Raw genomic sequence first — 17,387 nt, 5'->3', positions numbered from 1 at the left:
TGCCGGGCCGGCCGGAAAAGTTCGGCCGGCGCTCCCGTGGATCGCTCAGTCAAGCGGGGAGCCGCTCTCGGGGAAGGTGATACCGGTCTGGGTGGACGTCCGACTCTTCTCGCCGCCCGCGGCGGCGCCGAACGCGCGCGGGCTGTCGACGATGGAGGCCGCGCGGAGGTTCCCGTCTCGCAGGTCCATTTCCCGATCTTTTCTCTGGAGGGTTTCCAGGGACGGCCGCATGGGCGAACCAACGCGATGGCGGAAACGTAGCGGGAGCCGTTGGACGGAATTTATATGGTGCGCATACAGCCGATATACGCCCTGCTTGACGATCGGAGAATCCCGCGCGTCGACGGTCCGGGAGCAGGGTCCTCCCCCGGCCTTTCGGGGGTGGCGGGGACGGCGGGAGGAGGGTGTTGCCGGGCCCGGGAAGCGGCATCCCGTCGGCCGTGCGGAGCGGCCTCTTCCGTGCTGCCGGGCCGGTGGCGCCCGAACGGGTGAAGTGCGGCGCCGCGGGTCCGTCCGTACCCGCACGGGAGGGCGGCTGTGCCATCGCTCACACAGCCGAAGGCCACGCTGCGAAAACCCAACTCGTCGGTACTGTGGGGACGTTGTGACCTACAACTTCTACCCACGGAGGACGTCGTGTCCGGATCCGTCATCCTGGCCGGGGCCCGCACCCCCACCGGTCGCCTGCTCGGGGGTTTGAAGGACTTCTCCGGTGTCCAGCTGGGAGGCATCGCGATCAAGGCGGCCCTGGAGCGGGCCGGAGTGGCGCCGGAGCAAGTGGAGTACACGATCATGGGGCAGGTGCTCACCGCGGGCGCCGGCCAGATCCCGGCCCGTCAGGCCGCGGTGGCCGCCGGCATCCCCATGAGCGTCCCCGCGCTGACCGTCAACAAGGTGTGCCTCTCCGGGATCGACTCGATCGCGCTGGCCGACCAGCTGATCCGGGCCGGCGAGTTCGACCTGGTGGTGGCGGGCGGCCAGGAGTCCATGACACAGGCGCCGCACCTGCTGGGCAAGTCGCGCGCCGGTTTCAAGCACGGCGACGTACCGCTCGTCGACCACATGGTCCACGACGGCCTGTTCTGCCCGTTCGACCAGCTGGGCATGGGGGTGTCGACCGAGAAGTACAACAGCCGCTACGCGGGGCTGACCCGTGAGAAGCAGGACGCCTTCGCCGCCGCCTCGCACCAGAAGGCCGCCGCCGCCGCTGCCGCCGGGCGGTTCGCCGAGGAGCTGGTGCCGGTGACGGTCCCGCAGCGCAAGGGCGACCCGGTGGTCTTCGACACCGACGAGGGGGTGCGGCCCGACACCACGGTCGAGATCCTCTCCAAGCTGCGCCCGGTGTACAGCGCGGACGGCACCATCACGGCCGGGACGGCCTCGCAGATCTCCGACGGTGCCGCGGCGGTGGTGGTGGCGAGCAAGGCCAAGGCCGAGGAGCTGGGACTCGACTGGATCGCCGAGATCGGCGCCCACGGCGTGGTGGCCGGGCCGGACGGAAGCCTGCACGAGCAGCCGTCCAACGCGATCCGGGCGGCGCTGGCCAAGGCCAAGCTGGAGCCCGGCGACCTGGACCTGGTGGAGATCAACGAGGCGTTCTCCGCGGTCGGCATCGTCTCCACCGAGCAGCTGGGCATCAGCCCGGACATCGTGAACGTCGACGGCGGGGCGATCGCGCTCGGTCACCCGATCGGCGCCTCCGGGGCCCGGCTGATCGTGCACCTCGCCTATGAGCTGCGCCGCCGCGGCGGCGGCCTCGGCGCGGCCGCCCTGTGCGGTGGCGGCGGCCAGGGCGACGCACTGCTGATCCGCGTGCCGACCGCCTGACGGTCGGGGCATCCGGACCGGAACGGGCCCCTCGCCCGCGCGGCACCTGTCAGCCGCGCGGGCGAGGGGCCCGTTCGCCGTCAGGGCGCCGCCGGCCCTCCACCGCCGCGGGTCAGGAGACCGGCGCGGCGCCGTCGGCCACGGGCGCCGCGTCCGTCCCGGAGGGCCGAGGGGTCCGCAGCGTGCGGAGCATCGTGCAGATGACCAGCGCGCCCACGATATTGACGATCATCGCGGCGACATACACATGGTGGAAGGACGAGACGCTGCCGGGGTCCGCGCTCGACGCCGTGATCGAGGCGAATCCGGCGACGCCGATCGCACCACCGACCTGGCGCACGGTCAACGTCATGCCGAGCCCGCCCGCGAACTTCAGCGGGGGCACGGTCCCGGCCGCCATGGTGGACAGGCAGGTGATGGCGAGGCCGAGCCCGCCTCCGCCGAGGATCGCGGCCGGCAGCCAGGCGCCCCAGAAGTTCGGCGTGGATCCGAACAGGCTGGACGCCCAGATCGCGTTGCTGCCCGCGAAGGAGAGCGCGCCCAGCACCGTGACCTTCACCTGGGCCGCCGGCCGGGTGAGCCGGCCGGCGGCCAGCGAGCCGACCATCGAGGAGACCGCGCCGACGCTGAGCGCCCCGGCCGTCTCCAGGACCGACCAGTGCCAGATGTCGGCGGCGAACAGCGGGGCGGCCAGCATCCACGCGTACATCGTCATGTTGAGCAGGCCGAGGCCGACGTTGGCGGTCCGGAAGACGGGGCTGCGCCAGACCGTCGTCTCCAGGGCCGGGGCCCGGTGCGTACGCGAACGCAGTACGGCGCCGACGACCAGGGCGATCCCGGCCCCGCCGAGTCCGATCGTGCGCACATCGCCCCACCCCCAGGCGTCCCCCTCGGTGAGCGCGCTCACCACCCCGGCGATGCCCAGGGCGAGCGCGACGCTTCCCACGGCGTCCGGCAGCCGGTCGCCGGTGCCGCGCAGCTGCCGGGGCAGCATCACCACGGCGGCGATCAGCATCGCCCCGCACAGCGGCAGGTTGACGTAGAACACCGAGCGCCAGCCGAAGGCGCGCAGCAGCAGCCCGCCGGCGGCCGGCCCGAAGACGGCGGAGAAGCCGGCCACCGCGGACCAGGTCCCGACCGCTCGGGCGATGCGCTCCCGCGGCGTGGTGGAGAGGATGAGGCCCAGGGCCGCCGGGATCATGCCTCCGGCCGCGCCGCCCTGGACGAACCGCGCGGCGACGAGCCATCCGACGGACGGCGCCAGGGCGCACACGAGCGAGGAGGCGGTGAAGGCGGCCAGCGACCACAGGAAGACGGTTCGCCGGCCGACGCTGTCCGCGATCCGTCCCGCGAGGGTGAGGACCGCCGCCAGCATGACCGAGTAACCACTGAGGATCCAGGTCATGGTGTTGAGCGAGGTGCCTGGAAAGTCATCCAGAATGTCGGGGAAGGCGATGCTGATGATCGAGAGGTCCAGGAACGCCATAAAGCTCGCGCCGCTGCACAGCGCCAGGACGCGAGCTGGGTCGACCTTCTCCGGATTGCGCGTGCGCTCGGCCGAATCGGACATGCCAGCCCTTCGGGTCGTGTGCGTCGTCGTACTCGCCTGCGGTCCAACTCGGCATGGCGAACGGGTGGTTGGACCGATGCAAGTCTGCCCGCCCGACGTCGGTGACGGGCAGAAGTGCGTAATCGACACGTGTGATGACAATCACTCTGACTCGTGGGACCGATCTTGGTGCCATGCCTTGCGGTGGCTCTCGGGGCACGCCAATGATGTGGCGTGACGCCTTGGGGAAGTCCTGGTCTGCCAGGAATGCCCCCGAGGCGTATTGGCACTTCATTCCTGACAGCGCAAACGACTTACGGCGCAGCTGATTCCACGAAAATGCCGAAAGGCAGGCGTCGCTGAATCTCGGGGGGATGTGAAACGGGAACACGGGGTTTTGCCCTGTGCGACGCGCTCTTGGATCCGGCACCTGGCATGCCTTCATCGGGCTGCCTCGGGTGCCGCTGCCCTGGTTCCGGAATCGGTTGCGCTCATCGAACGCTCTGCGGGTGACTACGGGGAGGCATGACGATGACTTCTTTGAGTTCTGTGCTGGTCGGTGGTGGAAGTGTGCTCGCTCGCTGCGGCGAGGTCCTCATGGCGAAGGGGCACCGGATCAAGGCCGTGGTGACGCCGGACGCCACGGCCCGGGCCTGGGCGGTCAAGGCGGGCATCCCGCACCATGGGCTCGACGAGGCCGTGGCGCTGGCACCCGGGTTGTCCTGCGACCTCCTGCTCAGCATCGGCAACTACGCGGTGGTTCCCGATGCCTTGCTGGCATGCGCGAGCCGCGCGAGCATCAACTACCACTACGGACCGCTCCCCGAGTACGCGGGTCTGCACGCGCCGTCCTGGGCCATCGCCGAGGGCGCGAGTGCGTACGGCATCACCTGGCACCGCATGGCCGAACTCGTCGACGGCGGCGAGGTGCTCAAGCGCCTGCCGGTGCCGATCGGCCCCGAGGACACCGCTCTTTCACTGGGTTTGAAGTGCGATGACGCCGCCGTCGCCAGCGTGGGCGAGCTGCTCGACGAGATCGCGGAGGGCCGCGAGACCGCGACGCCCCAGGACGCGGCCGGCCGGCGCTACTTCTCGCGGCACGCCCAGCCGGCCGCCGAGGGGCTGATCGACTGGAGCCTGCCCGCGGAACGGATCACCGCCATGGTGCGGGCCACCGACTACGGTCCGTTCGGCAGCCCGCTGGTGTGGCCCAAGGTGAGCCTCGGCGGGCACTTCTACGCCGTCCGGGAGGCCCGGTGCGAGGCATCGGCCGAGGGGGCGGCGCCCGGCACGGTCCTCTCCCGCGACGAGGCCTCGGGCCTGCGGGTGGCCGCGGGTTCCGGAAGCGTGTGGCTGACCCGGTTGACCACCCTGGAAGGCGAGGCGCACACCGTCGCGGCCCTCGCCGAGGCCCACGGGATCGGGCCCGGCACGCTCCTCGGCTCCCCCGACGAGGACGCGCGGACCCGCCTGACCGAGGCGGGCCTCAAGGCGTCCAAGGCCGAGAACCGCTGGCGGGCGCGGCTGACCGAGCGGGGCCGGCCCTACCGCCTGCCCCACACGCCGCCCCGCGCCGGAGGCGAGACCGAGGCGGCTCCCGTCCTCGTACGGTGCCCCCTCCCGGTCCCGGAGGACGGTACGGGGGCATCCGCGGCCCGACTGGCCGCCGCCCTGGGCACGTTCCTCAGCCGCGCCGGCGGCGGGAGCGACCTCCTCCTGGCGATGGCCGCCCCCCGCGAGGGGGTCGACCCGGAGTACAGGGAGCTGTTCTCCGCCTGGCTCCCGCTGCCGTGCCGCGTCGAGGCCGACCGGACGATCGCGGAGAACCTGCGGGCGCTGAGCCGTGAGTTCACCCTGGGACAGGAGCGGGGGTGGCTCCGCCGCGACCTCGTCGGCCGTGACGAGGCGCTCGGGCAGCAGTGGAGCGGCGGCGCGCCGATGCCGGACGTACTGGTCTCCTGGGGCGCTCGGGACCCCGAGGCGGCGGGCCTTCGCCCGAGGCTGGAAGTGCACCTCCAGGAGGACGGCACCGTCGCCTTCCACTACGACGCCACCCGTCTGCGGGCCCGGGACGCCGCCCGTCTGGCGGAGCAGTTCAGCGCCTGGTGCGAGCGGCTGGCCTCCGACGCGGACCGGCTGCCGGCAGCCGTGGACGTCCTCACCGCCGAGGAACGCGCCACCCTGATCGACGGGTTCGAGGTCCCGGCCGAGGACGCCGCGCCGGGCGAGAGCCTGCACCGGCTCTTCGAGCGGACCGCGCGAGGCCATGCCGAGGACACGGCGCTGGTCTGCGCGGGCACCAGCCTGACCTACGCCGAGCTCGACGCCCGCGCCAACCGCCTCGCCCACGCCCTGATCGAGCGCGGGGTGGGCCGCGGAGACCTGGTCGGCGTGGCGCTGGACCGCTCGATCGACCTGGTGGTGGCCCTGCTGGCGGCCATGAAGACGGGCGCCGCCTATGTGCCCGTCGACCCGAAGTTCCCGGCGGAGCGCGTCCGCCAGATGATCGAGGACGCCGAGCCCCGGCTGGTCGTCACCCCCGCCGCCGCGCCCTCCGCCCTGGCCGCCTGGCAGGACCGCTGCCTGAGCGTCGAGGCGGGTCCGGACGGCGGGCCGTCCGCCCCCTCGGTCGAGGTGGACGCCGAGGACCTGGCGTACGTCATCTACACCTCCGGCTCCACCGGCCGCCCCAAGGGCGTCGAGATCAGCCACGGGGCGCTGTGCAACTTCCTGACCTCGATGCGCGCACAGCCCGGGTGCGAGGCCTCGGACCGGCTGCTGGCCGTCACCACCGTGTCCTTCGACATCGCGGTGCTGGAGCTGTTCCTGCCCCTGCTCTGCGGCGGGACCACGGTCATCGCCCAGGCCCACGAGGTCATGGACGCCAAGGCCCTGGGCGAGCTGATGGAGCGCCACGCCGTCACCATGATGCAGGGCACCCCCGCCACCTGGCAGCTGCTGCTGGAGGGGGGCTGGCAGGGCACCCCCAGCCTGACGAAGATCCTCTGCGGCGGCGAGGCACTCCCCGCGCACCTGGCCGACCGGCTGGTGGCCACCGGGGCCTCGGTGTGGAACATGTACGGCCCCACCGAGACCACCGTGTGGTCGACGGCCTGGGAGGTGCGGTCCGCCGACGACGAGGGCATCCTCATCGGCGGCCCGATCGCCGGCACCCAGGTCTACGTCCTCGACGAGAACCTGTCGCCGGTGCCGCTCGGCTTCCCCGGTGAGCTGTGTGTCGGGGGCGCCGGGGTGGCGCGCGGCTACCGCAACGACCCCGAGCAGACCCGGCTGCGCTTCCCGGACAACCCCTTCCATCCCGGCACCCTCTACCGGACCGGCGACCTGGCCCGCTTCGTGGAACCCGGCAAGCTGAGTCTGCTGGGGCGCAACGACCGCCAGGTCAAGCTGCGCGGCCACCGCATCGAGCCGGCCGACGTCGAGGCCGTCCTCGGCCGCCACGAGGACGTCCGCCGCGCCACGGTGGTCGGCCGCGACGAGCAGCTGGTGGCCTACTGCGTGCGCGAGTCGGCGCGGGCCGCGGATCCGGACCGGGCACAGGCGGACCAGGGCACGGCCCTGGCCGAGTGGGCCGCCGCCTGGGACCGGGCCTACGAGGACGGCGCCGAGGACGCCACCTTCAACCTGGCGGGCTGGCGCAACAGCTACGACGGCCTGCCGTTCTCCACCGGGGAGATGCGCGACTGGCAGCGCGGATCCGTGCGGCGCATCCTCTCGTACGCGCCGCGGGACGTGTTCGAGATCGGCTCCGGCAGCGGCCTGATGCTGTTCAGCCTCGCGCCGCACTGCCGCACGTACCACGCCGTGGACGCCTCCGCCCGGGCCGTGGAGATCACCCGCCGGCACCTGTCCGCCCTGCCCCAGGTGGTCTGCGAGCAGCGCGCGGCACACGAGCTGCCCGAGGTGGCCGAGGGCGCCTTCGACACCGTGGTCATCAACTCGGTGGCCCAGTACTTCCCGAGCGTCGACTACCTGACCTCGGTCCTGGAGTGGGCGACCAAGGCGGTCACCGACGGCCGGGTGTTCCTCGGCGACGTACGCGACCTGTCGCTGCTGGAGGTCTTCCACGCGGACGTGGCGCAGTTCCGCCAGGGCGACCGGACCTCCGCCGAGGAGCTGGCCCGCCTCACCGAGCGCGGCGTGCGCTCGGAGCGCGAACTGGTGCTCAGCCGCGACTACTTCGCCGATCTGCCGAGCCTCTTCCCGCAGATCACCCGGGTGGACATCACCCTGCGCGAGGGCTCCTACGCCAACGAGATGACGCGCTACCGCTACGACGTCACGCTGCACATCGGCGAGGGCGCGCGGCCCCGCACCCCGGCCGCCGAGCAGAGCTGGCTCCACGACGGCCTGGACCTGGACGCGCTGCGGGCCCGGCTGGGCACCCTGGCCGACCAGCCGCTGCGGGTGAACGACATCCCCAACGGCCGGCTGGGCGAGGTGTGCGGCCGGGTCTGGGCGGCGCTGGACGGGGCCCCGCAGGCGCCCACGTCCTGGATCGACCCCGGCGCCCTCGCCGACCTGGCCCGCGAGGCCGGTCTGGAGCTCGCCCTGATGCCCAGCCGCTCGGGCGACACCTGGCGGTGCGACGCCCTGTTCTGGCAGCCCGGTCAGACCCCGGGCCCCCCGGACCTCAGGCTGCGCCCCGCCGAGCCGATGGACCGGGGCGCGCTCACCGGGTACGCCAACGTGCCCGCGGTGGGCGAACCGCCCGCCACCCCGCTCCACCGCGTACTGCGCCCCTGGCTGGCGGAGCGGCTGCCGGACTACATGGTGCCCGCCTTCATCGTGGAGCTGGACGAGCTTCCGCTGACGCCGAACGGCAAGATCGACCACAGCGCGCTGCCGGACCCCGTGGTGGAGGTCGACGCCACCGCCAGGCCCGCCAACGAGCTGGAGCGGGACATCATGGCCATCTGGTCGGAGGTGCTCGGCCACGACCGGATCGGCGTCAACGAGAACTTCTTCGAGATCGGCGGCAACTCGCTGCGGGTCGTCCGGGTCCAGACGAGGCTGGAACAACTCCTGGGGCGCCCGCTCTTCGGGGCCAAGCTCTTCGAGCACTTCACCATCAAGACCCTGGCCGCGTACCTGGCCGGCGACACCAAGACCGGCCAGGAGGTCGTCCCCGCCCGCCGCCGGGCCGTGGACGACGAGCCGATCGCCATCATCGGCATGGCCTGCCGGCTCCCCGGCGACGCCAACACCCCCGAGGAGTACTGGGAGCTGCTGGAGCGCGGCGGCGACGGGATCGTCGAGGTGCCCAAGGACCGCTGGGACGCCGAGGCCCTCTACGACCCCGACCCGGACGCGCTCGGCAAGTCGTACTGCAGCAGCGGCGGGTTCGTCACCCCCATCGACCTGTTCGACGCGCCCTTCTTCGGCATCTCGCCCCGCGAGGCCCGCTCCCTGGACCCCATGCAGCGCATGGTCCTGGAGACCACCTGGGAGGCCTTCGAGCGCGCCGGCTACACCATGGAGCAGCTGCGCGGCAGCCTGACCGGCGCGTTCATCGGCGTCGGCAAGAGCTCGGCCTACCACGAGTACGGCCTGACCATGGCCGGCGCGCTGTCCGACCTGGACGGCTATGTGGGTCCGGGTTCCGCGGGCGGCACCATGTCCGGCCGGGTGTCCTATGTGTTCGGTCTGGAGGGTCCGACCCTCACCCTGGACACCGCCTGCTCGTCCTCGCTGGTCACCACCCATCTGGCCTGCAACGCGCTGCGCAGCGGCGAGTGCGATCTGGCGGTGTCGGCCGGGGTGAGCCTGATGCTCACCCCCGAGCTGCACGTCGAGTTCAGCAGGCTGCGGGGCATGTCGGCGGACGGCCGGTGCCGGTCGTTCTCCTCCGACACCGACGGCACCGGCTGGAGCGAGGGCTCCGCGGCGGTCATCCTCAAGCGGCTGTCCGACGCCCAGCGGGACGGCGACCCCGTGCTGGCCGTGCTGCGCGGGACCGCCGTCAACCACGACGGCCACAGCGCCAGCCTGACCACCCCCAGCGGCCCGGCCCAGCAGCGGGTCATCCGCGCGGCCCTGTCCGCCTCGGGGCTGCAGCCGGGCGACATCGACTACCTGGAGGCGCACGGCACCGGCACCAAGCTGGGCGACCCCATCGAGGGCACCGCGCTGGCGGAGGTCTTCGGCGGCAGCCACGGGGACGAGGCGCCGCTGTGGGTCGGTTCGGCCAAGTCCAACCTGGGCCACACCCAGGCCGCCGCCGGTCTGGCCGGCGTGATGAAGGTCGTCCTGGCCATGCAGCACGACGCGCTGCCCCGCACCCTGCACGTCACCGAGCCCACCCCGGCCGTGGACTGGGCGGGCGCCAGGATGGCGCTGGTCCGCGAGCAGCGTCCCTGGCCGGCGAAGGACGTACCGCGCCGCGCGGGCGTCAGCTCCTTCGGCATCGGCGGCACCAACGCCCATGTCATCGTCGAGGAGCCGCCGCGGTTCAGCCCCCGGGACGGCGAGGAGGCCGCGCCGGCCCCGCTGCCGCCCGCGCTCCCCTTCCTGGTGTCCGGCTACACCGACACCGCCCTGCGTCGGCAGGTGGAGAACCTCCACCTGCACATGGGCATGAACATCCAGGACCGCCTCGGCGACGTGGCCCGCTCCCTGGCGACCACCCGCACCCACTTCCGCCGGCGGCTGGTCCTGACGGCCAAGGACAAGGGCGAACTCCTCGACAGGCTGGCCTCCTTCGCCCGCACCGGGGAACTGCCCGCCGAGTCCGTACGCACCGGAAACCACACCGAGGATCCCCGGCTGGCCCTCCTCTTCACCGGCCAGGGCAGTCAGCTGGCGGGCATGGGCCGGGAGCTCTACGAGGTCTACCCCGTCTTCCGGGAGGCGCTGGACGCGATCGCCGCCCACTTCACCGAGCTGGACAAGCCCCTGCTCCAGGTGGTGTGGGCCGAAGACGGCAGCGAGGAATCGTCCCTGCTGCACCGGACCGACTACACCCAACCCGCGCTGTTCGCCCTGGAAGTGGCGCTGTGGCGGCTGTGGGAGAGCTGGGGCGTACGGCCCGAGCTGCTGCTCGGCCACAGCATCGGTGAGCTGGCCGCGGCCCATGTGGCCGGAATGCTGGACCTGCCCGACGCCTGCCGGCTGGTCGCGGCGCGCGGCCGGTTGATGCAGGCCCTGCCGAGCCGCGGCGCCATGGTCTCGCTGGAGGTCGGCGGCGAGGAGGCCGCGGCGGCCCTGGACACCCTGGGGCTGACCGGCAAGGCGGACGTCGCCGGGCTCAACACGCCCACCCAGACCGTCGTCTCCGGGGACGAGGACGCGATCGAGGCGATCACGGCCCACTTCACGGCGCGGGGCCGCAAGGCCAAGCGGCTGACGGTGTCGCACGCCTTCCACTCCCACCACATGGACGGCATGCTCGCCGAGTTCCGGGCGGTGGCGGACACCGTCCGGTTCCACCCGCCGACGATTCCCCTGGTCAGCAGCCTCACCGGCGAGCCGGCCGCACCGGGCGAGATGGAGCGGCCCGAGTACTGGGTCCGCCAGGCACGCCACGCGGTCCGCTTCAGCGAGGGCATGCGCAGCCTGCGCCGGGAGGGTGCGAACACCTTCCTGGAGCTCGGTCCGCAGCCCGTGCTGTCCGGTATGGGCGCGGACTGCCTGGCCGACGAGGGTCCGGTGTCCTGGGTGCCCTCCTGCGTCGCGGGCCAGGACGGCGCCTCGGTCGTCCTCAAGAGCCTGGCGGAACTCCATGTGCGGGGGGTGGCGGTCGACTGGCAGGGCTACTTCGCGCCCTTCGGGGGCCAGCGGGTCGCGCTGCCGACCTACGCCTTCCAGCGGGAGCGCTTCTGGTTCGAGCCGCCGCTGACCCGCGAGGTCGGCGCCGGCCTGAACGCCACCGACCACGCCCTCCTGGGCGGCGGTGTGGAGGTCGCCGGCACCGAGATGTCGCTGTTCACCAACGTGGTGGCGGCGGACCAGCCGGTCTGGGTGCAGGAGCACCGGGTGATGGACGCGGTCCTCATGCCGGGTACGGCGTTCTTCGAGGCCATGCGGGCCGCGGGGGACGCCGCGCAGGACGGCGAGTGGGACCTGTCGGACGTGGTCATCGCCGCGCCCCTGGTGCTCGCCTCCGGGGTCCCGGTCCGGCTACAGGTCACGGTGGGCGCGGCGGCCGGCGCGGGCCGTCCCGTCCAGGTGTACAGCTCGCCCGAGGGGGAGGACGGCGCCTGGCAGCTGCACGCCGAGGGCCGCATCGTGCCCGCCGAGGCCGAGGCCGGCCGCACCGTGGCCGTCCCGCCCAAGGGCGCCGAGCAGCTCGACGCGTCCGCTCTCTACCGCGACCTGGACGCCCTCGGCTACGGCTACGGCCCGACCTTCCAGGGCATCAAGGAGGCCTGGCACCTCGACGGGGAGGTGTGGGCGAGGGCCGCGCTGCCGGAGGGGGCGGAGCAGTCCGCCGCCGGGTACGTCCTCCACCCGGCCCTGCTCGACTCGGCCATGCACTCGCTGCTGCTGACCCAGCGGCTGCTGAAGAAGACCGGCGACGACCTGTTCGTGCCGTTCGAGGCCGAGCGCCTGTCGCTGCGGGTCAGGGGCCTGTCGGAGATCTGGGTCCGGGTCGCCGACTTCGAGCTGGGCGACGGTGAGTTCTGGGCCTCGCTCGACATCCACGACTCAGACGGCGCGTGCGTCGGCCGGCTCCACCGGCTCCATGCGCGCCGGGTGGACCGGGCGGTGCTGCGCCGACTGGCCGCGGCGGGCGTGGACCGCTTCCAGTTCGACGTCGACTGGCGCCAGATCGACACCGGGAACGTCGAGATGGGCGGCTCCTGGGGCCTGATGACCCCCGCCGGGGACGTGGCCTGGGCCAAGGAGGTCAGGACCACCCTGGCGCGGGCCGGCATTCAGCTGATCAAGGTCCAGGAGCTGGAGGACGCCGAGGACCTGGACGGCCTGGTGTGCCTGTGGGACTCCGCGGCGGACGTCCCGTCCCAGGCGCACGCCTTCACCGCGAAGGCGCTGGAGCAGCTCCAGCAGACGGTCGCGACGGAGTTCCGTACGCCGCTGGTGTGGGTCACCCGCCACGCGGTGGGCACCGGCGCGGACGACCTGGTCGCCAACCCGGGCGCCGGTCCGCTGTGGGGTCTGATGCGCACCGCCCGCAACGAGCACCCCGAGCTGAGCCTGCGCCTGATCGACCTGGGCGAGGAGGAGGCGGACCGCGCCGCGCTGCCCGCGGCGTTGATGCTGGAGTCCGAGCCGGAGTGCGCCCTGCGCCACGGCGAGGTGCTCGTGCCGCAGCTGCTGCGCGCGGGCTCCGCCGGCGACCTGGAGATTCCCGCCGGGGAGCGGTGGCAGCTGGAGATCACCGCCAAGGGCCGCCTGGACGAACCGCTGACGGTCAAGACCCTGCCGGGGCGGACCGTGGCGCCGGGCGAGATACGGGCCGAGGTGAAGGCCGCCGGAGTGAACTTCCTCGACGTGCTCAACGCCCTCGGCATGGTGGAGATCCCCGCCTTCGGCCTGGAGTTCGCCGGCGTGGTCACCGAGGTCGGCGGCAGCGTGGAGCATGTGAGGGTCGGCGACCCCGTGCTGGGCCTGGCCCGCGGCTCCTTCGCCTCCGAGGTCGTCACGGACGCCCGCCAGGTGGTGCGGATGCCGGAGCGGCTCAGCTTCGAGGAGGCCGCCACCATCCCGATGACCTTCCTCACCGCCTGGTACGGCCTGCACGAACTGGGCTCGCTGCGGCCGGGCGAGCGAGTGCTGGTGCACGCCGCGGCCGGCGGTGTGGGCATGGCGGCCGTGCAGCTGGCGCGGCTCCACGGCGCGGAGGTCTACGGCACCGCCAGCCGGCCGAAGTGGCCGGCGCTGCGGGAGCTGGGGCTGGACGACGCCCATCTCGCGTCCTCGCGCGACCTGGACTTCGTCGAGCACTTCGGCGGTGGCGGGGCCGACGGCGGCGCCTCGGGCAAGCCCTTCGACGTCGTGCTGAACTCCCTGGCGACGGAGTTCATCGACGCGAGCCTGGGCCTGCTGGGGCGCGGCGGCCGGTTCCTGGAGATGGGCAAGATCGATGTGCGCGAGCAGTCCGCCATCGACGAGAGCCACCCGGGCGTGACCTACACGGTCTACAACCTGCCCGAGGCCGGGCCCGACCTGATCCAGCGGATGCTGGTCTCCCTCGCCGAACTGTTCACCGAGGGCAGCCTCGCGCCGCTGCCGGTGCGCGCGTTCCCCATGGCCCGCACCTCCGACGCGTTGCGCTTCATCGCCCAGGCGCGGCATGTGGGCAAGGTGGTGCTGGTCCCGTCGGAGCAGCGGCCGTTCGTCCGGTCGGACGGCGCGGTGCTGGTCTCGGGCGGCGTCGGCGATCTGGGCAGGCGGGTGGCCCGGTGGCTGGCGGGCACCCACGGCGTACGCGATCTGGTGCTGACCTCCCGTCGCGGGATGGACACACCCGGGGCGCGGTCGCTGGTGGCCGAGCTGGCGGAGCTGGGCGCCACGGCCACCGTGGTGGCCTGCGACGCGGCCGACCTGGACGAGGTCACCGCGGTGATGGCCCAGTTCGACGAGGAGCGGCCGCTGCGCGGTGTGGTGCACGCGGCCGGTGTGCTGGACGACGGCGCGCTGACGGCCCTGACGCCGGAGCGGTTCGAGAGGGTGCTGCGGCCCAAGGTGGACGGCGTGTGGCATCTCCATCAGCTGACGCAGGACCTGGAGCTGGACTTCTTCATGATGTTCTCCTCCATCGCGAGCGTCATGGGCGCCCCCGGCCAGGGCAACTACGCGGCCGCCAACGCGTTCCTGGACGCGCTGGCCCATCTGCGCCGGGCCAAGGGCCTGCCGGCCGCCTCGGTGGCGTTCGGCCCCTGGGAGGGCGAGGGCATGGCCGCCGGGCTCAGCGAGGTGGACCGCGCCCGCTTCGCCCAGCTGGGCCTGGACCGGCTCGCGCCCGAGGAGGGCCTGGAGCTGGTCGAACTCGCGGTCCGCAGCAGCCGCGCGCTGACCATGGCCGCCGCGCTGGACCTGAACCGCGTCCAGCACTACTACGAGAGCCGCGGCGGCATCCCACCGCTGTTCCGCGCGCTGCTCAGCGGCAACTCCGGCGGGCGTGCCCGGGGCGGCGGCGGTACGGACCTGCGCAAGCTGCTGAGCGAGGCCGCCCCCGAGGAGCACGCGGCCGTGGTGCTGGACATGGTCCGCCAGGAGGTGGCGAAGACCCTGGGCTTCGCCTCACCGGAGGACGTGGACGTCAACCTGCCGCTGCAGGACATCGGCATCGACTCGCTCACCGCGGTGCTGATGCGCAACCAGCTGGCCGACCTGACCGGCCTGGCGCTGCCCGCCAAGATCGCCTTCGATCACCCGAGCCTGCTGTCGCTCGGTGAGTTCCTGCTGGTCAAGCTGCGCGAGGCGGGGCTGGACGCACCGGCGGGGCCCGCCGCCGAGGCGGCGACCCCCGGGGCGGACGAGGCCGGTGCCGCCGATCCCGACCTGGCGACCGCCCGGAAGGGCTGCCTCCACCCCGACCTGCGCTTCGACAACGCGGCCGCGGAGCCGTCGCGTCCGGAGGCTGTCTTCGTGACCGGCGCCACCGGGTTCGTCGGGGCCTTCCTGCTGCACGAGCTGCTCGCGTCCGAGGTGGTCGCGTACTGCCTGGTGCGGGCGGACGACGCCCGCGGGGCCATGGAGCGGCTGGTCGGCACGCTGGAGGGCTACGGCCTGTGGAAGGAGGAGTACGCGCCGCTGCTCAACCCGGTGGTGGGCGATCTGACCCGGCCGCTGTTCGGTCTGGACGAGGAGGTCTTCGACCAGCTGGCGGACCAGGTGGACGCCGTCTGTCACTCCGGCGCGCTGGTGGACTGGATGCGGCCGCTGGAGGACTACATCGGTCCCAACGTGGTCGGCACCCACGAGGCGCTGCGCCTGGCCTCGCGCGGTCGCGGCAAGGCGGTCCACTTCGTCTCCACCTTCGCCACGCTGCCCAAGTACCTGGGGTACGAGGTCAGCGAGGACGACCGCGAGTACGGCTATCTGACCTCCAAGTGGCAGGCGGAGCAGATGGTCGCGGCCGCCCGCTGGCGCGGCGCCAGGGCGTCGACGTACCGCCTGCCGTTCGTGGGCGCCTCGACCGGCACCGGGCACTTCCGGCTGGACCGCGGTGACTTCCTGCACAACCTGATCACCGGCTGCCTCGCGATGGGGAGCTTCCCCTCACTGGACGCCGACCTCACGGCGGTGCTGCCGGTCGACTACCTGTGCCGGACGATCGCCGCGATGGTGACCGGCGATCCGGAGCACATCGGCCGGGACTACGACTTCGTCAACTCCGACGCCCCGGCCTTCGACCACTTCTTCGAGATGGTCGGCGCCGCCGGCGGCGGGGCGAAGATCGTGCCCTTCGACGCGTGGCGGCAGCAGGCGCTGGACTTCGCCGCCGCCCACCCGACGGGCCCGCTGGCCCGGATCGCCGCCCTGGTGGACGGCCTCACGGCCGAGGGGCTGGCGGACATGTTCGCGAGCCTGCCGGTGGGCGGCGCCGTCCTGGGCGCGGAGCACCACCCGTCCCCGCCGGTCGACGAGGAGTTCGTCCGGAACTACGTGGACCGCATCAACACGACGTACGCGGCTGACCGCACGCCAGCCTCTTCGGACCGAGCGGAGATCGAGAAGCGATGAGTGACGCAACAGTGGACGAGACCACGGTCACCGGCACCTACCAGAAGACCGGCACCTTCCTGCACAGTTCCGCGGCCGCGCACGCCGAGCAACTGGCGCCGGTGCTGGACAAGTACCAGGCGGACAAGGAGGAGATGGAGTCCCGGCTGCCTCCGCACCGGGCACTGAACCCCAGCTGCTTCCGGCCCGAGGCACACCCCACCGAGGTCGTCCGGATGAACCTGGACGACGACCTCGCGGAGAACCTGGCGCGCCAGCTGCGGTGCCAGGCGATGATCCAGGAGAGCTTCAACGACGCCTCGTTCGGAGCCTATTTCCCGGTCTCCACCATGTTCGAGAACTGCGTGCTGTTCGTGCCCTCGGCCAAGCGCTTCTACGACCTGAACCAGGACATCGTCCAGGAGCACTTCCCCGAGGTCGAGACGGCGGTGGTGAACGCCTTCATCGTGCCGGCGAACAAGCGGCCGTACGGCACCCACGCGGCCAGCTCGATCGCCCTGCAGATCCCCTCGCTGGTGAAGAAGCAGCTCGGGTTCCCCACCGAGTACCGCAGCTTCCACACCGCGCTGACGCCGACGCCGCTGGACCGGCAGCCCTTCGTGATCTTCGAGGAGGCCGAGCTGGAGGCTCCGAACCTGCAGTACGTGTACGGGAAGATGCTCGAGTACGGCCTGGAGGGCGAGGAGAAGGCCGCGGTCGACAAGGCGCTCTACCTCTTCCTGGAGGGGAAGCTGTCCGAGATCGACCTGCCCACCGTGCGGGACTTCATCATGGCGATGTACTGGGCGAAGACCTACGCGGACACCCCCTCCCCCGGCTACTACTGCGACAGCCGGGTGGGCGACGCGCTGGTCTTCGACAACTACCGCGCGCACGCCGACGGCACCCTGCCCCTCACCACCAAGGACCGCCTCACCATCGACCTGCGGTGCTTCAACAAGGTGCACTACCCGCGGGGCATGGACTCCGGTCTGGACTTCATCGTCGACCCGGACGAGCGTGCCTACCAGGTCAAGCGCAAGTGGGCGTCGATCGAGTTCCTCCTGGCCACCCTCGGTTACGAGAGCGTCGACGAGTTCCTGCGGCTCGTGTTCGGCGGCACCCGGCGCGCGGCGGACATCGACCCCTTCGGACTGATGACGGACCTCCAGTTCGGCATCTACAACAAGTCCGAGTACCACCTGCTGGACCAGAACCTCGACGCCCACTACGAGCGGGTCGAGAACCTGTACGACCGCATCGCCAAGGACGGGGAGTACGTCCTCCCGGACCGCGCGAGGCAGTGCCTGGACGCGCTGAGCGGCTGAGGGCACCGAGGAAACGCACCTGGCACGTCACC

The 17,387-nt window shown here is 72.3% G+C and carries 5 protein-coding genes; 3 read left to right on the top strand and 2 right to left on the bottom strand.

What is annotated here, in order from left to right; genetic code table 11:
• Positions 1–45: 45 nt before the first annotated feature.
• Positions 46–189, bottom strand: coding sequence for a hypothetical protein (locus E4099_RS32770; protein ID WP_167828251.1), 144 nt, complete (start codon positions 187–189; stop codon positions 46–48).
• Between the two features lie 447 nt (positions 190–636).
• On the opposite strand from E4099_RS32770, the gene E4099_RS00985 reads away from it, so the two are divergent.
• Positions 637–1,827: an acetyl-CoA C-acetyltransferase gene (locus E4099_RS00985; RefSeq protein ID WP_135336947.1), complete on the top strand. Its 1,191-nt coding sequence runs from the start codon at positions 637–639 to the stop codon at positions 1,825–1,827.
• A 112-nt stretch (positions 1,828–1,939) separates the two neighbouring features.
• Here E4099_RS00985 and E4099_RS00980 read toward each other — a convergent pair whose 3' ends face one another.
• The gene (locus tag E4099_RS00980) at positions 1,940–3,397 is read right to left on the bottom strand and encodes an MFS transporter (protein ID WP_135336946.1); all 1,458 of its coding nucleotides are present in this window, start codon (positions 3,395–3,397) and stop codon (positions 1,940–1,942) included.
• 504 nt (positions 3,398–3,901) lie between these two features.
• Between E4099_RS00980 and E4099_RS00975 the strand changes: the two genes are divergently transcribed.
• Positions 3,902–16,048 carry a polyketide synthase gene (locus E4099_RS00975; RefSeq protein ID WP_245244460.1) on the top strand — a complete coding sequence of 4,049 codons (12,147 nt, stop codon included), beginning with the start codon at positions 3,902–3,904 and terminating at the stop codon, positions 16,046–16,048.
• The gene (locus E4099_RS00970) at positions 16,045–17,355 is read left to right on the top strand and encodes a hypothetical protein (protein ID WP_135336945.1); all 1,311 of its coding nucleotides are present in this window, start codon (positions 16,045–16,047) and stop codon (positions 17,353–17,355) included. Before E4099_RS00975 ends, E4099_RS00970 begins: the two co-directional genes overlap by 4 nt.
• The last annotated feature ends 32 nt before the right edge of the window (positions 17,356–17,387 follow it).

This window comes from Streptomyces palmae (assembly GCF_004684805.1).
Lineage (GTDB): Bacteria > Actinomycetota > Actinomycetes > Streptomycetales > Streptomycetaceae > Streptomyces > Streptomyces palmae.
The sequence above is the reverse complement of the archived record's forward strand: the minus strand, read 5'-3'. Positions and strand labels throughout refer to the sequence as shown.